Here is a 20,783-nt window from a genome sequence, read left to right on the forward strand (position 1 = left end):
CTTCTCGGCTGAGGTGCTTGTACATCTGGCAACTTGGACTTGGCGGTTTGAGTGACCATGATGCCTTGACATCCTCAGCCACCTATTACCGGGTTCATCTTTGTTGCACCTCGTACTTGAATCCGCCTCATCTTTAGACCATTTTTCTGTAAAGTTAGTGTGAATTTCAAGTATTGCGGAGATTTTTTCATTCAATTTTTCATTTGAATCCAAAAAGCTTGGAACATAAAAATCTTGGCAAGGCTGAGCCCAAGCTTTCAATGTTGCAAGGGGCGGCATCACAAAATCTTTGTGAATGACCAAATAGGCTTGTGGGTATTTCATGATTTTTAAAATGAGTTGTCATGCAGCAACTTAAAAAAATGTAGTTGCTTGCAGGAGTGGATTAGGAGCCCTACAGCCGGTGGTAATGTGGACCGGATAGCCTCAAGCCCAGATGGATCTTTGGCTTGGCTGTAGGGCTGGATTGAGGGTGCCGATCAGATTTACAAGTTAACCATCACCTCATGGCTTGGATAACCTACCTCATAATATTTAACCACAACGTTATAGGTATAACTTTGAAAATCGAAGTTATAAAAAACTTGCCAATAAATATTGGCACCGTCCTCGATACGACAAATCTCAATAATTTCACAACCAGGAATATTGATCATCCAACTTTTAATGAAGTGATCATGAAAGGCATGCATTCCGTAAAGGGCCTCCTGTTTATGGTATCGATGTTCCTTTCCATTTTCTTCATAAAAATCGTGAATAGCAACATCAATGCTCTTCATGATGGCACCATTGGTAATTGAGAAATTTTTATTCATAAGTTTTCCGTGTTTGAAGAAAGATGCCCTGACGCTTTGATGTTCAAGGCATCTTCTTGGTTGTCAGATGTCTAAAAGTTCGTAAATGATGTGTTTTAGGCAGCTTGTCGTTTTAAACGACAGTTGTGGATGGCAAGTTCGAAGCGTTGCCATTGCACTGAATCGTGATGATCAGTGTTGTGAGTGCATCAACGATTTGACGAGCCGAACCGTTGCACGGATCAATCACTTTGATCAATGCTTGGTCAGAAATCGTGGTGATCCCCGCATCGGCCAACATCCGGTGCGCCAGCGGCAACCATTTCTGGCTTGTGGCAGCAAGGAACGGAATGCAGTGGCAACGATCTTGAACGGCCTGATCAATTTTGTTCAAGTGGTTAGTGGTCATGACGAAGATGGAATGCCGTGTGTTCATCACCGACTTGAGAATGGCCATTGCTTGCCCGGTCAGCTCATCAACTTCATCGAGCACAAAGTAGTGATGGGAAGCTGAGGGAATGGTCTGAGCTTGAGATTGAATGTTCGCAAGAATTGACATGCCGTTAGCACCCGGCGACACTGGGAAATAGACATAATCAGACAGATACCCCGTGCTCACCACTTCCATCGCATCGGGCAGCATCTTCGCCAAAGCGCTTTTGCCTGTTCCTGGAGGGCCATACAACAAGATGCCTGTTTTGCCTGCATTAGGAAATGGACGAGTGCCGCTCACAATGTCCATCACCAGACTTTGACTTTTTGGGCTGGCGAATACGATGTCGTTGATAGTCTGTGGATCGTAATTTTTAAAGGTATGAGTTTTCATGTGACTTTCCTTGGAGCAGACGAGACAGTGTCTCGCCTGATTGATTGATGGTTAGGCCTGTGCCGCAGCCAGTTCAATGGCCGCTTGCTTTTGGTCTTCTTTGGATTGGATGGCGGCGGTTTGTTCCGCTTCTTCCAACTCCTTCTTGTTATCGGTGTAATAGGCTGCGTAAGCGGCATTCACAGCACTGTCGTTTTTCACGACAACGTGGACATCGAATTCGCCGGTAGGGCGATAGGTGGCAATCAGAACCATCGGTTTGTCGTTGTCGTTGGTGTCGAGCTGCATGACTGCTTCATCCACAGCAAAGCTCATCAGCTTTTTGGTGCGGACAACGGTCTCGACCTTTTCTGCACGAGCTTTGGGCGTCATCCCTTTATTCTTGGAGCCAAGGCGAACTTCTTCCACGCCACCCTGATCTTCCAGCCAAGTGCTCAATTGGGATTCGGGCACACGAGTTGGTTTGTTCTTGGCGTCAGGCTGAACACCAACCAAAGCTGCACGCAGTGCCGTGCTGTAAGCGCTGACACGACGACGATCAACACCACCAAAAACAGCTTTGACAACACGATTCATATCGTGTGTTGATGCCTTGAATGTGTAGCTGCGTGCTGCGATGAATGCATTGAGCCCCTTACGGCTTTGCTCACGCACTTCAGAGCTCGTGTCGGTCTTCATACGGAGGTAGAACGCATAGCACTTGGTCAGCATTTCATACAAGCGCTTGTGGCTTGCTGCCAACTCGGTGATTTCCCATTTTTCACGCTCGGCTTCCAAGTTTTCCAGCAGAAAGTAGACCTGCTCGATCGGCTTGATGGTTGCTGCAATGACTGCAGAAATTGCAGCGCTTGGGGCTTGAGGTGATTGCTGGGAAGCAATATCCGAAATTTCGGATGTGGTGGATGGGGCTTCAGTAATGTTCATGGTGATTCCTCGGTTGTGAACAGTGACTGCGATTGCGGGATGCAAGCACTTGTTTAAGTCACAACTTGACTGTTACATGCCAAACTTTTAAGGTCGATTAGCAGACATAGGAACTCCCTTAAGTGTTAATATTTATTTGAAATGATCGACTCATCTAAGCTACCCGGCAGAAAGTCCAAGGAATGGACTACCAAAAGCATCAAGGCCTATGTCATGCTGATGATGTTGTTTCTGCGAGCAAGTCCCAGCTATGCGTTGGCACATGCATTTGCCACCAAAAAAACAAGCTCAGCTCAGCAATCGCAATTGATTGCACGGCTGTATCAAGGCGAAAAGCAACCCGAATTGCAGGGCACAGATTTGGAAGAAGTGTTGGCTGACTTTGCTCGGGTCAGGAAGACGTATGAAGAGTTCGGCGATATCTACACCGTTGATTTCGAAGAATGGTGGGACACACGTGCCTTGAAGATTTATGGCTTCGAGGGTCTGCGTCCGAAGGTGCGGAAAATTGCATTTCTCACCGAAGGCAATCAAGTGAGTGATGACGACAAGAAGGCTTTGCGTAAATATCTGCATGTCACCAGACCAGCAGAAGCAACGCCGCCTGCACTTTTGCTTTCAGTGCCATTAGGTATCAGCAAGGACGAATTGCTGGACCAAGTCTCAAAGTTGATTGATGCAGAAAAAGTTCCGGTGAAGCGCAAAGCTCACATGGCCAAACGCCCCTTCACGGCCAAGCGGCTTCGATCAGAGCCCTTGTTTTTGGGATTGAAGCTGCTGTGGGCGAAAGCAAAATTTCCCAAGATGCCATTGTGGAAACTGGGCGCACTGCTCAATGTCAGTCCCCGCAATCATTTGGGAAAAGATCCCTTAGATGTAAAACGGACGAGTGACAACTTGGAACTGCGCAATCACCTGGCGATCTTGACGCACAGGATGCTGAAAAAAGCTCAAACGATTGCGGAGAACGCAGCAAGAGGCGATTACCCCAGCAATAACAAGTGCCGACTTCCCAAGTTCGAGCCCAAGCATGTGAGTAACCGCATCAATAAATCAAAGCGCATCATCAGAAGCGCAGCAGCGGCAGATGTGTCAGATGAGTTATCGCTGTAACGTGAATCAGTTGCTCAAGCCAACTCAACAGCCTGACGCTTCATATCGTCATTGATGAGAACAGAGCGTTGGGGTGTGGCTATGCCAACTCCGCAGCACGTCGAAGCATGTCGTCGGATGCATCAATGTAGACAGCGGTGACGGCAGGGTGTTTATGACCCATCAAGCGCATCAACACACGAAGCCCCACACCTGATCCTGCAATTTTTGTGGCGTATGACCGGCGACCCGAATGGCTGGAGCATCCATCCAGTTCAGCCCCTCGATACAAGTTGATGAAATGCTGCGCAAGTGAGTTAGCGCCAAATCCTTCTCGGGGATTCTTTTGCGATGGAAAAAGGGCACGCTGCCGGTCATCTGTGCGCATCGTTTGCAAGTATGCAGACCACTCTTCACGCAAGCGCTGATTGATGAAAACTGTTCGGGCGTGCTTGCCTTTTGTTTGCTCAGCAGTCAATCTAATCTCGCTGCGCACTGTTCCGTTTGGTGCAAGCACATGACCAACAGTCAGTGCAGCGATTTCGCCAACCCGCATTCCTGATAAATGGCTTGTAAGGATCAAGCAGCGATCACGTGCCGCGTGCTTGCGTGTCTTTGTGTGCTCTAGCACTTGCTCAATTCCTTGCTCGTTCAGTGTGCGTGCTTGTGCCATTTTTGTTCCTGCTTAAATCACATTTTTTATGTTAAATGAGCATAAATTCACACATTCCTGATGAGCAACCAGAGCAGTGGTGTCATGCCAAAGTGGCGGGCTATTGGCGTGATCACTTGAAGATCAATGACTTAGCGCGGGAATCCAACAATTCAGCAATTTTGTTAGATTTGGATTGCAGCTGAAATGTGTGGCAAGTGCGCCACGAAACTGGCGTGACTGCACAGCAAGCCCTACAAGCTGCGATCAAGCCTGTCAGCAGTCCGAGCCAGCCAAGTCCGAAAATAATGCGCTGTAGGGCTTTTTTGAGTGCCTGCACCCTGCATGTCGTTTTAAGCGTCAACGCAAGTGTCGATTAAATTTACGCTTGGCATTCGGGTCCTTTCTTGAAGAAATGATGCTTCGTGCTATGCAGCCCAAATCTTCATAGCTGCACCTAAAAATCTGCGCTGCAATTTTTGCGGGATGTGGAGATCTCGGCCCCTGGTGATTGCAGCACACACCCCCACCGTGCATTGACGTTTTTCACGACATCCGATGTGCAGCCAGTCTTGCACAACGCTGTTTCTTCTTTCAACTAAATACACATGCATTGAGCTGCTGGCTTGATGTTATTCACCGCTGTCCGAATACGGGATTTGCAAGTCCCGTATTCACCTAAGTGGCCGTGGTGAGTAGGGCCGATGGTCGGCCCATGTGGAATGAATAACAACAAGAAAGAAGAACAATGAAAAGAACACCCATCACCGTGGACGCCCGTGGCGCGGGGCAAGGCAAGACACGCAACGGCATCTATCCCATGCTGGCCAGATTGGCAATGACAAACATGCCCACACTGATCGTGGTGCCCAGCCAATTGCTTCAAGAGCAATACTGCACCGACAACCCCACACTCAAGATCAGGAAGATCAACAGCTCTCATGATTCTGGCTCAGGCCTCAATGTATCGGCTGAAATCCTCAACGCCTTGGCCAATCGAGCGCCCATGGTGATCATTACCGAAGAGGCCTTTCGAAGAACCCATATCAGCTGGGACATCAAGTGTGACTACCACTTGATCATTGATGAGGCGATCAATCCATACAGCATTGAAGAGCTGCGCATTGATCCAAAAATTGCCCTGCAGTTGGACAAGATTTTCAGCGTCGAAGACAAGAGCAAGTCTTGGGATGAATACTTGAACGGTTACAAACAATTGATAGAGGAATCTGATGAGTCCGAGGCTGAAAAGCTGGAAATGCATAAGGATTTTCAGCCAAAATCGTGGGCAAGTCTCAAGCGCATTGCGGTGGAGAGCAGTTCGATTTTTGAGGAGAGCTTGCAGTGGCGTCGATTGATGAATCCCAACACTCGGCTGTGGGTCACTTGGGGGCACTGGCAGAAGATCAAAGCAGGTGACACGAGGGAGTTGAGCATTGCGGTTGAGCTGAACGACAGTATGTTGAACGGCTGGATTTCCGTGCATATTGCCGCAGCTGCATTTGACAGCACTTTCATGAGTATGTGGCTCAAGGCAAACGGCGTGAGCTACACGATCAGTGTGCCGTTCAAGCCCCACAAGCAAGTGCCTATATTTCATGTTCCCGAAGATAGTTTCAGCTGGAGCAAATACAGACGCAATGCACAGCCCGATGCATTGCCGGAGTTTTATCGCTATGTGGAAAGCCAGTTGAAGGGTGGTCCTTGTCTCGTGGTGCGGAATAACGACGAGATCGCGGCCAAGTTGAGCAATGAACAGAAGATCACCCACAATGTTCATGGCATCAACACCTACAGCGACAGCACGGCGGTGTGTCTCAGCACTGCACTCAAGCCCGGGTGGTCATTCAAGGCCTTTCTGACACAGCAAGCCGAGGCGGCCGGTCTTTGGCCTGAAAAAGTTGATTGCTTCATCGCACGAGCATTTGGAAGCTACATGTTCTATCAAATCCTTATGCGCAGTGCCCTGCGTGTTGATGGCAACAGCAAGCCAGTTCATTGCTTTGTGCTCGATCACGAGATCGCAATGGGATTGATGGATTTCTTTGACGCAGATGCCCAGATCAAACAGATCAGTCCATTTGCCTTGACCTGTATGAACAAGTTACCCCGTAAGAAGACCAAGATCGCCATGACCCCAGCAGAAAAGCAAAAGAGATACAGGGAACGCAAGGCCAACTTGGCCAAGATGTCAGCAACATCAAGGGGTGTTGATTCCCCCGATAAAACATGACCGTTACTTTTTTCTCTTATATAGCTTTATAGAGATTTTCGTAACGGAATTTGACTTGTGATTTGCAGATGGATGTGTGAGATGTGTGATGTGACAGATCAGATGTATTTGAGATGCGTGTGAGGTGATCTGGTGTTGCGTGAACTGATTGAAGCTCAGTGCTACTGCCACTTATGAATGGAATGACTTCGCGAAGCGAGACTCACTAAACAAGACAGAATGGGAAGTAACGCATCCATGTTCTGGTGATCAGAAACCCGCCAACTTGATGGGACACCAAACAGCCTCGGTTGCTCAATCAACAAGGCCGAAAATAAAGTCGTGGACATCAACAACACACAGGAGTAATTGATGTCCGCACTCACAACACTTAAGCTGAGCACAGCTAAGAAATCCCAAGCGATGACACCCGCAGTGCATCGCCGTTTGAAGCTGGGCAAGAAAATTTGGGAGCAGATCGAACTTGCCAAAGCCACAAGCGCTGGGGGCACTTACACAGTGCGCCGCTTCAAGACCATTCGTGATGAAGAGGGCAATAGTCGCAGCGTTGAATTGCCCAAAAAAGTGCGGCAATGGTGGTGGATCACAGCTGATGGCAAGCTGGCCATGAGCATCCGTTATGGAAGTCGCGTGATTGATTTGGCCAAGGGCAAGTCATCTATCGAAATGGCCACTGTGGATGACTTGGTGCCAACGCTTGAGTTGATCAAGAAGGCCGTGGAAGCAGGGGAGTTGGATGGTCAGATCGAAGCTGCAAGCATCAAGCTTCGTGAAGGCTTTGGCAAGTGATGGCCAGATGCACTGTAGTTGTCGTTTTAAACGTCAGTTGCAGTGCCCTGCATAAATACTTGATGCGATTTTATGAATTCAGTCACATCAAACCGATCAAGCCCTTGAGTCCACCTGAGGCCCGCCTGCACAAGCTGAAACGAACGGCTGAGCTGGCCAAGTCTGCAGTCAAGACCGAAAAAGACTCCCAGAAGCGTCAGAAAGCTTTGGTCAAACAGCGCAAGCAGCAGGGCAAGGGGCGACCGACCAACAATCCCAATCAAACCTTGTGATTCGGGAAAACCGCATCAAAACCTTGGTTTCTTAAAGAAAGAACTGGTGGTTTTTTGTGGTCTCGTGATGGTGGGGATGACAGGCATAGCTGTGATGTGCATTTCGGTGCTCCCTCTGACTTGTGCCATATAGCTCCTCCTCTTATCGGAAAGCTATGAAAAAAAATCTTCAACTCATCAGCGACAACTATCTCGATACCCGCATCATCAAGCGTGTAGCCATCAACGGCGTGGAATTCGATGAGGAATTTCTTGCCGGGCTGGTTGCCAAGCACATGAATCAACGCGGGCATCTCAAGCAGCCAACGCTGACCACTGCTTTTGAAATTTATCTTCATGAAAAATCCGCAGCAAACCGCAAGCGATTTCGAGACAACGCCACAAGAGACTTCAACTATTTTTTGAGTCTATTCGGCGATTTGACACTGCAAGAGCTCAGACATTCGCATGCCACCAAGTATCGGGATGTGCAATTGGCACGGGGCCTAAACCCGACGACTGTTCGCAAGCACTTTGCAACACTCAATTCCATGCTCAACCTGTCTTTCAAACATTTGGATATTGATCGTCTGAGCCCATTTCGAGGACTGCACATTCCCGGGGAGGGTGAAGTTAAACGATACATGCGGACCATTACGCCGGAACTTTTGCAAGCCGTGAAGTCGCGTCTTTTGATCAATAGGACGCAATACAAACTACTGGCGTTGATTCAGCTGAACACGGGATTTCGCTTGTCAGAACCCCTGTTTGCAAGGCGTGAGGATCTGGTGCTTGAACATGAAATACCGCACCTTTGGATTCGTAGGAACAGTCTTTCAGACAGGAAAACGAAGTCCAGTATCCGTGCTGTGCCGCTCGTTGGGGTGTCACTTCAGGCTGCTGTAGAGCTTCAGAAAATATCCGTTTTCTCAAGCAGTGAATGGCTTGTGCCGCGCTATGCAAGGGAAAACGGCAATACCAGTTGCTCTGCCATCATCAACAAGCACCTGCGTGATTTGGAGTTTCGTAGTCACATGTTCAGACATGCGCTGATTGACAGGCTGAAAGCTTGCAATGATGTGCCCACCCGTCTTGCGGAAAGCATTACCGGGCATTCAAGCGGCGGTTCTGACTTCAACACATATGGGACTGTGGGCTACACATTGCAACAGAAGCGCGATGTGCTGATGCGTGTGCTGGTTTGATGTCGGATTGGTGCTACGGATAGCTGTCAACTCTCAAAATGAGAGATTGACGGATCAGCAACATGGCGTCCCAGGAGCGTCAAGAAAATTGACGCCTCTACGTAGTCAGTGCAGCGAACTTGTCGGAGGGCTGTCGATGAAATCCACAATGCCCATTGCATTGATTTCGCTTATGGCAAATTCAAGAGCTTGCTGATCGCTTTGAAATTCGCCATCCCAAACTGTTGAATTGCGCTTGTCATCAACGACCTCAAGCGTCCAGCCCGTGTTGGGCATCCGATAGATGCAAATTTCAACCCACCGATCTTGGTCTCGGTAGATTTGTTGCAAGGGGGAGTGGATAAGGTCGTGTTCGTCCATAGCCGAAATTTACATCAATATGGAGCGGGTGTGACATTCAACTTGATGGTCGGGCCAGGATCGCGTGGCAGCTGCACGTTGTATTGCTTGCCATTGAATTCGTAAGTGACGTTGTAGCCCATCACGCGATTTTCAAAGACATTTTGAGTCATGCAGTTCTGCACTGTTTGTGTCTGGGTTGTTGGCGCGCCTTCAATGTTGTTGCCCAAAATGGCACCACCGAAGATGCCAAGTGCAGTAGCTGCAGCCTTGCCACTGCCACCGCCGATTTGATTGCCAAGCACACCACCTGCAATCGCGCCCATTGCAGCACCAGCACCGCTCTTGTTCTGTTGCACAGCCACCTGTTCTTGTGTGCAAACTTGGCGTGGCACAGAAACTTGCTGAATGACCTGAACTGAGGAAATTACTCGACCAACTTCTTGAGCCGAAGTGATTGTGCCGAGGCTAATGAGTGCCAACGCTGCTATGGATTTTTTCATTTTTCTGATTTCGGACCGTAAATGCAAATGATACAACTGGCCTTTGTGCCGGCTTAGGGGGCGTGACAGCTGTCGTTTAAAACGACACCTTCGCTGCCAAACCCCATCAAACCCAACCCTGCCGCCACACGCTGTCATGTTGCAGCTCTCGCCACGCAATGGTCTGCGTGGCCTTTGAAAAGACCGCCTCGATTTCCACCGATTCAATCGGATCGGAGGGCTGGTCAGGTTGGATCACCCGGCTGACCAAAAAGTGTTTTTGCTTGGCCACAGGCGTGACAGCCGTCCATTTGCTCAGCAGCAGTTTCTTGGGGTTCAGTGAGTTCATGGCGGTCCTTCACCGACTGTTTTGCATTTCCCGCGTCACTGCTTCGGCCAACTCAATCACCGCCATCGCGTAGTAGCTGCTCCAGTTGTAGCGAGTGATGGCATAGAAGTTTTCTGTCCCCGCCACATAGCTGGGGGCGTTGGGGCCGTTGCGCAGCTCGATCAGAGCCAATGGGCCTGGGTGCGCCAAGGCGGCGCCATTCAGGCCTGCACCTTTTGCGGTGAAGCTGGCCACGCTGAAGGTAGGCAGGATGTCGGGTGCCAGCAAGCTGTCCATGTCGGTTTGGGCGCTCAGGCTCACCGGGTAGTGCGTGGGCATGCCGGTTTGCCACAGGAAGGCCTTGAAGTAATTGGCCACCGAGCCGATCGCATCGGCGGGGCTGCCAAACAGGTCGACGCGGCCATCGCCGTCAAAGTCCACCGCGTATTGGGCCCAGCTGGACGGCATGAACTGCGGCAAGCCCATGGCACCGGCATAGCTGCCGCGTACCGACAAAGGGTCTGCGCCGCTGCGCGAACTCAACAGCAAAAATTGCTCCAGTTCTGACCTGAAAAACGCTTGACGTTCGGTGGCCCGGGGATGGGCCTGCGGAAAATGAAAGGCCAGCGTGCCCAGTGCATCCACCAAGCGGAAGTTGCCGGTGTTTTGGCCGTAAAGGGTTTCGACGCCAATGATGGCAACGATGATCTCGGCGGGCACACCGAATTCTTTTTCGGCACGCGCCAGTGTGGCTTGGTGCTTGCGCCAAAAGCGGGCACCAGCCTGAATGCGGGTGGGCTCAATGAAGCGGGCACGGTAGGTGGCCCAGTCCTTGGCCACGGGGGAGGGCGGGGGCAAGACCAGCTTTTCCACCAACGGCAGGCGCTGTGCTTGCGCCATGACTTTTTGTAGCCAGATGGGATCGAGTTGCAAGCGGGGTGCGGCTTCTTGGGCCCAGGCCATCACATGGATGTCATCGCTCAGCGCAGAGCCTGTGTGCTGAGGGCTGGGTTTGGTCTTGTGCGTATGCGCTGGTTTGGCGTGAGCGCTGCTGGCATGGGCGCTGCTGGCATGGGCGCTGTGGTGCGTCTTCTTGGCCAACACCGCAGAAGGGGCCAAAAATAAAGTGCTGCAAAGGCAGCCCATGAGGAGCAGGTGTTTCAGGCCAAGATGGCGCGATGGCGTTTCAAAATGCATGCAGACAGTTTAATGTCCGCAAAGCCTGATTGGGCTCAGACTTGTGCAACATGGCGCGTGATAAGCTGGGCCATCAATTCGAAAAAATCAAGAAAAGCGACAGCCCCGTTGGGCCGAGCTTTGGCAGAAAGACAAGCCGTATGGGCGCTACAGGTTATTTCACTCACCCCCAATGCATGAAGCACGAGATGGGCCGTGGCCATCCCGAATGCCCCGAGCGGCTCAGTGCCATTGAAGACCGCTTGTTGATCACCGGTCTGGACATGGCTTTGCAGCGCCGCGAGGCGGGCCCGGCAGCGCTGGCCGACATCGAGCTGGCCCATGGCCGCATGCATGTGGCCGCTTTACGCGGTTTGAGCGACAACTTGCGCGACGATGTGGCTGCCGGTGGCCCCAGCCACACCGCGCTGGATTCGGACACCTCGATCAATGTGCACACCTGGGATGCCGCCCTGCTTTCAGCGGGGGCGGCGATAGAGGCCACGGACGCCGTCATGGCGGGCGAACTGGAAAACGCCTTCTGCGCCACCCGCCCGCCGGGCCACCACGCTTGCCGCGACAAGGCCATGGGCTTTTGCTTTTTCAACAACGTGGCCATTGCGGCCAAGCACGCGGTGGAGCGCCATGGCCTGAAACGGGTGGCGATTGTTGACTTTGATGTGCACCACGGCAATGGCACCGAAGACATCGTGGCCGGGGACGAGCGGATCTTGATGGTCAGCTTTTTCCAGCACCCGTTTTACCCAGAAGGGGGCTCGCAATCGACCGCTGCCAATCTGCTGAACTTGCCGGTGCCCGCCTACACACGCGGCATGGACATTCGCGAGTTGATCGACATGATGTGGATGCCCCGGCTGGAGGCGCACCAGCCAGAGCTGATTTTCATCAGCGCGGGTTTTGATGCCCACCGCGAAGACGACATGGGGCAGATGGGTCTGGTCGAGCAAGACTACGCTTGGATCACCCAGCGCATCAAGGACGTGGCCTTGCGCCATGCCAAAGGTCGGATTGTGAGTTGCCTGGAAGGTGGCTACAGCCTGAGCGCTTTGGCCCGCAGCGTTGAGGCGCATTTGCGCGTGTTGGCCGACGTTTGATCGCCAAGGCGAAGGTGGCGCAGGGTCGCCTACTTTGTGCACAATCGAGAGCATGAACGCTCCACCTGCAAACACCGACATCCTGTTGCACGAACGCGATGCACGCGGCGTGCACCGGCTCACGCTCAACCACCCCGCCAGTTTCAACACCTTGGGCGAGGCCATGTTGCAGGCTTTGCAAAGCGCATTTGACGCCATTGCCCAGGACGCCGATGCGCGTGTGGTGGTCTTGGGTGCGGCAGGCAAGGCTTTTTGCGCAGGCCACAACCTCAAGGAAATGCGCGCACAGCCCGAGCTGGCTTACTACCAGAAGCTGTTTGCCCAATGCACGCGCATGATGCTGTCGATCCAGAACTTGCCGGTGCCTGTGATCGCGCGGGTGCAGGGCATCGCCACAGCAGCGGGTTGCCAATTGGTGGCCCAGTGCGATCTGGCAGTGGCCGCCCAGGGCGTGCAGTTCGGCGTCAATGGCATCGATGTGGGCTTGTTTTGCGCCACCCCCAGTGTGCCGCTGGTGCGCAATATGCACGCCAAACAGGCGATGGAAATGCTGCTCACCGGTGGCTTCATCTCCGCCGATGAAGCCTGCCAGCGCGGGCTGATCAACCGCGTGACGCCTGCGCATGAACTGGATGCCGGTGTAGACGATTTGGTGAACGCGATTTTGGCCAAACCCCGCGAGGCGGTGCGCATGGGCAAACAGTTGTTTTACAAACAGCGCGAAATGGGCGTGGAAGCGGCTTACCAACTGGCCGGTCAAACCATGGCCTGCAACATGGTGCACGAGGTGGCGCAAGAAGGTGTGCAGGCTTTCATCGACAAGAGGAATCCCGCGTGGCGAACATGAAAACCGTGCAGATGAGCGACCCGATGGCTTGGGTGGATGCGTTGCTCAGACCAGAGTCGCTCCCGGTCATCGCCGCTTTTGCGCTGAGTGTTTTGTTGGCTTGGCTCATGGTGTGGGGTCTGCGCTGTTTATTGCGTGGCCATGAGCTCAAGGTCCTGCTGGGCCGCCAACTGGTGGACGGGGTCTTGTTCCCGGTCTTTTTGCTGGGCTTGACCTTTGTCGCTCGCACGGTGTTGACACAAGATCACTCGCTGGCCTTGTTTGACATCTTGTTGCCGGTGTGCACTTCTTTGGCAGCCATCCGCTTGGGGGTCAAGGTGCTGCAAGCGGCCTTTGCAGGGGCGGCCTTTGTGCGGGCCTTGGAACGCACGATTTCCTGGCTGGCTTGGGGTGCGGTGGTTTTGTGGGTGACCGGCATCTTGCCCCTGGTGCTCAATGAACTCGATCAGATCCAATGGAAAATCGGCGGCGCAGTGATGTCGGTGCGCACCATGATGGAAGGGGCTTTGACGGCGGGCGCGGTGCTGATCGTGGTGTTGTGGATTTCTGCCGCCATTGAAGCGCGTTTGCTCCAATCGGCCACGGGCAGCGATTTGTCCTTGCGCAAAGTCATCAGCAACACTGTGCGCGCCTTGCTGATGTTTGTGGGCTTGCTCATGGCTTTGTCTGCAGTGGGCATCGACCTGACGGCCTTGTCGGTGCTGGGCGGTGCTGTGGGTGTGGGCATTGGCTTTGGCCTGCAAAAGCTGGCGGCCAACTATGTCAGCGGGTTTGTGATCCTGGCCGAGCGCAGTGTGCGCATAGGCGATACGGTCAAGGTCGATGGCTTTGAAGGCCGGATCACCGACATCAAGGCCCGCTACACCGTGATCCGTGCACCGAATGGTCGCGAATCCATCGTGCCCAATGAGTTGATGATCACGCAGCGGGTCGAGAATTTGAGTTTGTCGGATGCCCGGATCGCGCAGACCACCGTCGTGGTGGTGGCCTATGACACATCGGTGGATTTGGTCATCGAATTGTTGATGCAGGCCTGTATTTCACACGAACGGGTGTTGACCGAGCCCGCCCCCTTGGTGGCTTTGTCGGCTTTTGGCGCCGATGGGCTGGAATTCACGGTGACCTATTGGCTGGACGATGTCGCCAATGGCCAGTTGAATTTGAAATCCGACATCAACCGTGCGATTTTCAAGGCCTTGAAAGACCACCACGTTGAAATCCCGTTTCCCCAGCGGGTGGTTCATCTTCGTGGACAGGCAGTTTGAGCGCTTTTTGCAATGGAAATGTATTCAATTCAAGGCTCTGGCGTGCGCGCAGCCCATGGGCGGTGGTTTAGGATCAGCGCTGGCGGTTCAATGCATGTTTAAAATACGAACGACCGTTCTTTTTTGAGCCTTGGCAGTTGGCCTTTCAGCGGTTCTGGTGCACAATTGACGTTTACGTAACGTCAACTGTTGACGCGCAGCCCCGGCTCAGATATTTCAATCAATGGAGATGCTTTCATGAAAATTCTTGTTCCCGTGAAACGGGTGGTGGACTACAACGTCAAAGTGCGCGTCAAGTCCGACAACAGCGGCGTGGACATTGCCAACGTCAAGATGAGCATGAACCCCTTTGACGAGATCGCCGTCGAAGAAGCCGTGCGCCTGAAAGAAAAAGGCCTGGCCACCGAAGTGATCGCGGTGTCTTGCGGCGTGGCCCAATGCCAGGAAACCCTGCGCACGGCCATGGCCATCGGCGCGGACCGTGGCATTTTGGTCGAGACCCCCGCTGACCTGGACTTGCAGCCCTTGGCCGTGGCCAAGTTGCTCAAGGCCCTGGTCGACAAAGAACAACCCGGCCTGATCATCTTGGGCAAGCAAGCCATTGACGACGACTGCAACCAAACCGGCCAGATGCTGGCCGCTTTGGCCGACTTGCCCCAAGCTACTTTTGCCTCCAAGGTCGAGATCGTGGACGGCAAAGCCCAGGTGACCCGCGAGATCGACGGCGGTCTGGAAGTGCTGTCCATCAGCCTGCCCGCCGTGGTGACCACCGACCTGCGCTTGAATGAGCCGCGTTATGTGACGCTGCCCAACATCATGAAGGCCAAGAAAAAGCAGCTCGACATTTTCAAGCCTGAAGACCTGGGCGTCGATGTGGCCCCCCGCATCAAAACCCTGAAGGTCACCGAACCTGCCAAGCGCAGCGCCGGTATCAAGGTGCCCGATGTCGCCACCCTGGTGGACAAACTCAAAAACGTCGCCAAAGTCATCTGAACAATTTCCCTGTAGGAGCCCACCCCGTGGGCGATGGTGTGTTGAGCGATGAAGCTTGACTCAGGGGCATACGCCCGAACCCCCCATCGCCCACAGGGGTGGGCTCCTACACAAAAAACAAAGGACAAACCATGACCGCTCTTGTCATTGCAGAACACGACAACGCCTCCATCAAAGGCGCAACCCTGAACACCGTCACGGCCGCTGCCGCTTGCGGTGGTGACGTGCATGTGCTGGTCGCTGGCCACAACGCCGCTGCCGCCGCTGCCGCCGCAGCACAAATCGCTGGCGTGGCCAAAGTGATCCACGCCGACAGCGAAGCGCTGGCGCACGGCCTGGCCGAAAACGTCGCAGCCCAGGTGCTGGCCATCGCTGCCAACTACAGCCACATCCTGTTCCCCGCCACTGCGGCTGGTAAAAACGTGGCCCCCCGCGTGGCAGCCAAACTCGATGTGGCGCAAATCAGCGATGTGACCCAAGTCATCTCGGCCGACACCTTCGAGCGCCCCATCTACGCTGGCAACGCCATCGCCACGGTGCAAAGCGCTGACGCGACCAAAGTCATCACCGTGCGCACCACCGGCTTTGATGCCGCAGCCGCCACGGGTGGCAGCGCCGCTGTGGAAGCCGCAGCCGCCCAAGCCGACAGCGGCAAGAGCAGCTTCACACGCAGCGAAATCGCCAAGAACGACCGCCCTGAGCTGACGGCAGCCAAGATCATCGTCTCGGGTGGTCGCGCTTTGGGCAGCGCCGAGAAGTTCAACGAAGTGATGACGCCCCTGGCCGATAAGCTGGGTGCGGCCATCGGTGCCAGCCGCGCGGCGGTGGACGCGGGCTACGCCGCCAACGACCTGCAAGTGGGCCAGACCGGCAAGATCGTCGCGCCTCAGTTGTATGTGGCTTGCGGTATCTCGGGCGCGATCCAGCACTTGGCGGGCATGAAGGACTCCAAGGTGATCGTCGCGATCAACAAGGACCCTGAAGCGCCGATTTTCAGCGTGGCGGACTTTGGCCTGGAGGCCGATTTGTTCGCTGCTGTGCCTGAATTGACCCAGGCACTCTGATTTTTCAGCACCTCACAAAAGGCATCGTTCGCGATGCCTTTTTTGTAACCTCACCCAGACTTACCGGAGACTTTCATGAGCTACACCGCACCCCTCAAGGACATGCTGTTCAACATCGAGCACCTGGCCCGCATCGACCAGATCGCGCAGATTCCCGGCTTTGAAGACGCCGGTTTGGAAACCGCGCAAGCGGTGCTGGAGGAGTGCGGCAAGCTCAACACGGAAGTGATTGCGCCCCTGAACTGGGAAGGCGACAAGAACCCGTCTTTCCACCACAGCGGCAACCAGGTCACGACGACACCCGGCTTCAAGCAGGCCTACAAGCAGTTCACCGAAGGCGGCTGGCAAAGCCTGCAGCACCCTGCCGAGTTTGGCGGTCAGGGCTTGCCCAAAACGATTGGTGCAGCTTGTGGCGAAATGCTCAACTCGGCCAACATGAGCTTTGCCCTGTGCCCCATGCTGACGGACGGTGCCATCGAGGCTTTGCTCACGGCCGGCTCGGACGACATGAAGGCCAAGTACCTTGAAAAACTCATCTCGGGTGAGTGGACCGGCACCATGAACCTGACCGAGCCGCAAGCCGGTTCAGACCTGGCGGCCGTGCGCACCCGCGCCGAGCCCCAGCCCGACGGCACCTACAAAGTATTTGGCACCAAGATCTACATCACCTATGGTGAGCACGACATGGCCGACAACATCATCCATCTGGTGTTGGCCCGTGTGCAGGGCGCGCCTGAAGGCGTCAAGGGCATCAGCTTGTTCGTGGTGCCCAAGTTCATGGTCAATGGCGATGGCACTTTGGGTGAGCGCAACGACGTGCATTGCGTCTCCATCGAACACAAGATGGGCATCAAGGCCAGCCCCACAGCAGTGCTGCAGTACGGCGACGGCATGGCGGCGAGCATTGCAGACAGCACCGGACCCGGCGCTGTGGGCTTTTTGGTCGGTGAAGAAAACCGTGGCCTTGAGTACATGTTCATCATGATGAACGCCGCCCGCTATGCGGTGGGCGTGCAGGGCATCTCGATCGCCGAGCGCGCTTACCAGCATGCCGTGCAATACGCCCGCGACCGCGTGCAAAGCCGCCCGGTGGACGGCAGCTTGCCCGCAGCGGGCCCCATCATTCACCACCCCGATGTGCGCCGCATGCTCATGACCATGCGCGCCTACACCGAAGGCTGCCGCTCGCTGGCGTCTGTGGCCGCCGCTGCTTATGACGCGGCGCACCACCACCCCGATGCCGAGGTGCGCAAGCAAAACCAGTCTTTCTACGAATTCATGGTGCCGCTGGTCAAAGGCTTCAGCACCGAGATGAGCCTGGAAGTCACCAGCCTGGGCGTGCAGGTGCACGGCGGCATGGGATTCATCGAAGAAACCGGCTGCGCCCAGTACTACCGCGACGCCAAGATCCTGACCATTTACGAAGGCACGACCGCCATCCAGGCCAACGACTTGGTGGGCCGCAAGACCTCGCGCGACGGTGGCCAAACCGCCAAAGCCCTGGCCGATCAAGTGGCCCAAACCGAGGCGCAGCTCACTGCCTCGGGCAACGCCGATGCGCTGGCCATGGCCCGCCGTTTGAAGGCCGCCCGCGAAGCCTTTGTGGACGTGGTCAACTTCGTGGCGGGCAACACCAAGGCCAAGCCCAACGACGTGTTCGCAGGCAGCGTGCCTTACCTGATGCTCACCGGCAACCTGATGGCCGGTTGGCAAATGGGCCGCGCCCTGCTGGTGGCTTTGACGCCCGAGGCGCAAGCACAAGACGCGGCTTTCATGGCGTCCAAAGTCACCACGGCGCGTTTCTATGCAGACCACATCCTGGCCAAAGTGCCCGGCATGCGCGACAGCATCGTGGAAGGTGCAGGCAGCGTGACCGAGCTGGCGCTGGACGCGTTCTGACCACTGACTGTGAATGGTGCACGGGGCGTGTGACACGCCCCATCGCCCACGGGGTGGGCTCCTACGAAAGGTGTGCATTTCTCTTTATGAATGGTGCATGGGGCGTGTGCTACACCCCATCGCCCACGGGGTGGGCTCCTACGACAAGCGTGCATTTCTCTTTATGAATGGTGTATGGGGCGTGTGCCATGCACCGTCGTCCATAGGGCGGGTTTCTATGAAAGACAGGGCATCTTGTTGTAGGAGCGCACCCCGTGCGCGATGGTTTGATTAAGTGGGTGGCCCCCACACCACCGCCCTTGTCGCCGCGTCGACACCGATTGATGCGCTTGTTCTCACACAATAGACCGATATTTTTCAGGAGACTCCATGTCCAAGTTGCCCCCCGTTCTGGCGAACCTGCCGTTCCCCGTCATTGCTTCGCCTTTGTTCATCATCAGCAACCCCAAGCTGGTGATCGAGCAGTGCAAGGCCGGTGTCGTGGGCTCCATGCCTGCGCTCAATGCCCGTCCTGCCGCGCAACTGGAAGATTGGCTGGCTGAAATCACCGAGACCCTCGCCGCGTACAACAAAGCCAACCCCGACAAACCTGCTGCGCCCTTTGCGATCAACCAGATCGTGCACAAGAGCAATGACCGCCTGGACCACGACATGGCCATGTGCGTGAAGTACAAGGTGCCGATCATCATCACCTCCTTGGGTGCGCGTGAAGAGATCAACCAAGCTGCGCACAGCTATGGCGGTGTGGTGCTGCACGACATCATCAACAACAAGTTTGCCCACAAGGCGATCGAAAAAGGCGCGGACGGCCTGATCGCCGTCGCTGCGGGCGCCGGTGGCCATGCGGGCGTTAAAAGCCCCTTCGCCTTGATCCAGGAAATCCGCCAATGGTTCGATGGCCCAGTGGCCTTGTCGGGCTCGATTGCCACGGGCGACGCCATTTTGGCCGCGCAGGCCATGGGCGCCGACTTTGCCTACATCGGCTCGGCCTTCATTGCCACACACGAAGCCCGCGCCGCTGAAGACTACAAACAAGCCGTGGTCGATTGCAATTCCGACGATGTGGTCTACAGCAACTTGTTCACCGGCGTGCATGGCAACTACCTGGCGCCTTCCATCCGTGCGGCCGGTTTGGACCCCGAAAACTTGCCTGAGTCTGACCCCAGCAAGATGAACTTTGGTGGCGACGCCAAGAAGGCCTGGAAAGACATCTGGGGCTGCGGTCAGGGCATTGGCTCCATCACTTCTGTGGTCAGCACGGCCGAGCGTGTGGCCCAATTCAAGCGCGAGTACCAAGCAGCTCGCGCTCGACTGGCGCTTTGAGTTCAACGGACCGCCTTGTCGCTGAATCAGGCACCCCGCGCACCGTGGGGCGAGCCTGGTTGCTGGACGTCTTCAAGGCGCTGGGCTGTGTGCTCATTGTGCTGCATCACCTGGCTTTTTATGGGCCGATGTCCGATGTGATGATGCAAGTTTGCCCCGGACTGATCGAGTGGCTGTATGACCGTGCCCGACTGGCGGTGCAAATGTTTTTGGTCTGCGGCGGGTTTTTGACCGCAGCGAGTTTTTCCAAAGTTTTGAGCCTGACTGTGCCGGGCAGTCTGACGCTGCTGTGGAGGCGCTACTTGCGTCTGGCCATGCCTTTGCTGGCTGCTTTGAGTGTGGTGGTGTTGGTGTCTGAAGTCATCCGCCCTCTATTCGACCATGCTTCTTTGTCGGCCTTGCCCACTTGGGGGCAAGCTTGGGCCCACGTGGCCTTGTCGCAGCATTTGTTGAACATGGAAGCGCTGTCGGCAGGCGTTTGGTATGTGGCGATGGACTTTCAGCTTTATGCCACAGCCCTGGTGGTGTTTGGGCTGGCCCAGCGATTGGCCGCAGGCACTGCCGCTGTGCCTGCCGTCTGGCGTCAGCGCTTGTGGTTTTTGTTGACGGCCGGTTCGCTCCTTTGGTGGAGTGGCAACGAAAGTCTGGACGATTACGCGGTGTACTTTTATGGCAGTTATGGGCTGGGTTACCTGGCTTACAAGAGCAGAGACATCGGGTTCTCGCGAAAGACCTGGGCGCTGGTTGCGGTTTTGGCTGTGCTGGCTTGGTGGCTGGACCCCCATTGGCGATTGGCCACGGCTTTGTGTGTTGCAGCCTTGCTGGCCCGAGCACCTCAATCGTGGCTCGATGCCCCAAGTGCACACACCCGACTGACGCAGACTGTGCAATGGCTCTCGCAGCGTTCGTATGCCATTTTTGTCATTCACTTCTCGGTGAGCCTGGCGGTCAACGCGGGGGTGACGCATTTCTGGCCCGAACAAGTGTGGCCCAACGGCTTGGGCATGTTGGCTTCTTTCGGTTTGTCGCTGTGCGCTGGTGCACTTGTGTTCAAGTGGGTGGAGCAACCGAGGCCCAGCCTGAAGCGCTGGGTGTCATGGGTAGCGGTGTTCATGGCCAGTGTGGCGCTGGCCATGAAGATCAACGCCATTGCCGGCTGAACGGCAACAGGCGTCGATAAAGCCCG

General features: G+C 54.8%; 22 protein-coding genes. 13 read left to right on the forward strand and 9 right to left on the reverse strand.

Translation table 11 applies throughout. From position 1 onward, the window contains the following. The 4 genes from B9Z52_RS17905 to B9Z52_RS14490 form a co-directional block, all read right to left on the reverse strand. Positions 1-324, reverse strand: a 324-nt coding sequence (locus tag B9Z52_RS17905; RefSeq protein ID WP_158270569.1) for a hypothetical protein, incomplete at its 3' end; no start/stop codon positions are given. A 161-nt stretch (positions 325-485) separates the two neighbouring features. Further along, positions 486-815 (reverse strand): hypothetical protein, encoded by a 330-nt coding sequence (locus B9Z52_RS17695; protein WP_146182860.1) that lies wholly within the window; start codon positions 813-815, stop codon positions 486-488. 112 nt (positions 816-927) lie between these two features. After that, on the reverse strand, positions 928-1,620 hold the full coding sequence (locus B9Z52_RS14485; RefSeq protein ID WP_108414572.1) for an ATP-binding protein: 693 nt from the start codon (positions 1,618-1,620) through the stop codon (positions 928-930). A gap of 51 nt (positions 1,621-1,671) precedes the next feature. Beyond that, positions 1,672-2,544, reverse strand: a complete 873-nt coding sequence (locus B9Z52_RS14490) for a hypothetical protein (protein WP_108414573.1) — start codon at positions 2,542-2,544, stop codon at positions 1,672-1,674. Between the two features lie 141 nt (positions 2,545-2,685). On the opposite strand from B9Z52_RS14490, the gene B9Z52_RS14495 reads away from it, so the two are divergent. Continuing rightward, positions 2,686-3,657, forward strand: a complete 972-nt coding sequence (locus B9Z52_RS14495; protein WP_108414574.1) for a hypothetical protein — start codon at positions 2,686-2,688, stop codon at positions 3,655-3,657. A 79-nt stretch (positions 3,658-3,736) separates the two neighbouring features. On the opposite strand, the gene B9Z52_RS14500 is transcribed toward B9Z52_RS14495, so the two are convergent. Beyond that, complete coding sequence (locus B9Z52_RS14500) at positions 3,737-4,309, reverse strand: site-specific integrase (RefSeq protein WP_108414575.1); 573 nt, start codon at positions 4,307-4,309, stop codon at positions 3,737-3,739. A gap of 727 nt (positions 4,310-5,036) precedes the next feature. On the opposite strand from B9Z52_RS14500, the gene B9Z52_RS14505 reads away from it, so the two are divergent. The 4 genes from B9Z52_RS14505 to B9Z52_RS14520 all read left to right on the forward strand — a co-directional run bounded on the left by B9Z52_RS14505 (position 5,037) and on the right by B9Z52_RS14520 (position 8,766). Beyond that, entirely contained in the window at positions 5,037-6,521 is a 1,485-nt protein-coding gene (locus tag B9Z52_RS14505; RefSeq protein WP_108414576.1) for a DEAD/DEAH box helicase family protein, read from the forward strand. Positions 6,522-6,872: 351 nt separating this feature from the next. Beyond that, complete coding sequence (locus B9Z52_RS14510; RefSeq protein ID WP_108414577.1) at positions 6,873-7,310, forward strand: DUF6641 family protein; 438 nt, start codon at positions 6,873-6,875, stop codon at positions 7,308-7,310. Further along, a complete protein-coding gene (locus B9Z52_RS14515) occupies positions 7,310-7,582 on the forward strand; it encodes a hypothetical protein (RefSeq protein ID WP_146182862.1) in 273 nt (90 codons plus the stop codon). The genes B9Z52_RS14510 and B9Z52_RS14515 overlap by 1 nt, the downstream gene beginning before the upstream one ends. A gap of 155 nt (positions 7,583-7,737) precedes the next feature. Continuing rightward, complete coding sequence (locus B9Z52_RS14520) at positions 7,738-8,766, forward strand: tyrosine-type recombinase/integrase (protein ID WP_108414579.1); 1,029 nt, start codon at positions 7,738-7,740, stop codon at positions 8,764-8,766. Positions 8,767-8,871: 105 nt separating this feature from the next. Here B9Z52_RS14520 and B9Z52_RS14525 read toward each other — a convergent pair whose 3' ends face one another. From B9Z52_RS14525 to mltB, 4 genes are all read right to left on the reverse strand, one after another. Continuing rightward, entirely contained in the window at positions 8,872-9,126 is a 255-nt protein-coding gene (locus B9Z52_RS14525) for a hypothetical protein (protein ID WP_108414580.1), read from the reverse strand. Between the two features lie 14 nt (positions 9,127-9,140). Further along, entirely contained in the window at positions 9,141-9,608 is a 468-nt protein-coding gene (locus B9Z52_RS14530; RefSeq protein ID WP_108414581.1) for a glycine zipper 2TM domain-containing protein, read from the reverse strand. A gap of 106 nt (positions 9,609-9,714) precedes the next feature. Then, complete coding sequence (locus B9Z52_RS14535; protein ID WP_108414582.1) at positions 9,715-9,936, reverse strand: TIGR02450 family Trp-rich protein; 222 nt, start codon at positions 9,934-9,936, stop codon at positions 9,715-9,717. Between the two features lie 9 nt (positions 9,937-9,945). Further along, on the reverse strand, positions 9,946-11,061 hold the full coding sequence (mltB, locus tag B9Z52_RS14540; protein ID WP_369907934.1) for a lytic murein transglycosylase B: 1,116 nt from the start codon (positions 11,059-11,061) through the stop codon (positions 9,946-9,948). A gap of 191 nt (positions 11,062-11,252) precedes the next feature. Here mltB and B9Z52_RS14545 point away from each other — a divergent pair, with 191 nt between their 5' ends. The 8 genes from B9Z52_RS14545 to B9Z52_RS14580 all read left to right on the forward strand — a co-directional run bounded on the left by B9Z52_RS14545 (position 11,253) and on the right by B9Z52_RS14580 (position 20,757). Then, positions 11,253-12,206, forward strand: coding sequence for a histone deacetylase family protein (locus B9Z52_RS14545; RefSeq protein ID WP_108414647.1), 954 nt, complete (start codon positions 11,253-11,255; stop codon positions 12,204-12,206). Positions 12,207-12,258: 52 nt separating this feature from the next. Further along, complete coding sequence (locus B9Z52_RS14550; RefSeq protein WP_108414583.1) at positions 12,259-13,053, forward strand: enoyl-CoA hydratase; 795 nt, start codon at positions 12,259-12,261, stop codon at positions 13,051-13,053. After that, positions 13,050-14,318 (forward strand): mechanosensitive ion channel family protein, encoded by a 1,269-nt coding sequence (locus B9Z52_RS14555; RefSeq protein ID WP_108414584.1) that lies wholly within the window; start codon positions 13,050-13,052, stop codon positions 14,316-14,318. The genes B9Z52_RS14550 and B9Z52_RS14555 overlap by 4 nt, the downstream gene beginning before the upstream one ends. Positions 14,319-14,555: 237 nt before the next feature. Continuing rightward, complete coding sequence (locus B9Z52_RS14560; RefSeq protein WP_108414585.1) at positions 14,556-15,311, forward strand: electron transfer flavoprotein subunit beta/FixA family protein; 756 nt, start codon at positions 14,556-14,558, stop codon at positions 15,309-15,311. 131 nt (positions 15,312-15,442) lie between these two features. Beyond that, positions 15,443-16,375 carry an electron transfer flavoprotein subunit alpha/FixB family protein gene (locus tag B9Z52_RS14565; protein WP_108414648.1) on the forward strand — a complete coding sequence of 311 codons (933 nt, stop codon included), beginning with the start codon at positions 15,443-15,445 and terminating at the stop codon, positions 16,373-16,375. Positions 16,376-16,450: 75 nt separating this feature from the next. Next, positions 16,451-18,274, forward strand: coding sequence for an acyl-CoA dehydrogenase (locus B9Z52_RS14570; RefSeq protein ID WP_108414586.1), 1,824 nt, complete (start codon positions 16,451-16,453; stop codon positions 18,272-18,274). 369 nt (positions 18,275-18,643) lie between these two features. Then, on the forward strand, positions 18,644-19,597 hold the full coding sequence (locus tag B9Z52_RS14575; RefSeq protein ID WP_108414587.1) for a nitronate monooxygenase family protein: 954 nt from the start codon (positions 18,644-18,646) through the stop codon (positions 19,595-19,597). After that, the gene (locus B9Z52_RS14580) at positions 19,594-20,757 is read left to right on the forward strand and encodes an acyltransferase (RefSeq protein ID WP_199222113.1); all 1,164 of its coding nucleotides are present in this window, start codon (positions 19,594-19,596) and stop codon (positions 20,755-20,757) included. Before B9Z52_RS14575 ends, B9Z52_RS14580 begins: the two co-directional genes overlap by 4 nt. The last annotated feature ends 26 nt before the right edge of the window (positions 20,758-20,783 follow it).

This window comes from Limnohabitans sp. Jir72 (assembly GCF_003063575.1).
In the GTDB taxonomy this organism is placed as follows: domain Bacteria; phylum Pseudomonadota; class Gammaproteobacteria; order Burkholderiales; family Burkholderiaceae_C; genus Limnohabitans_A.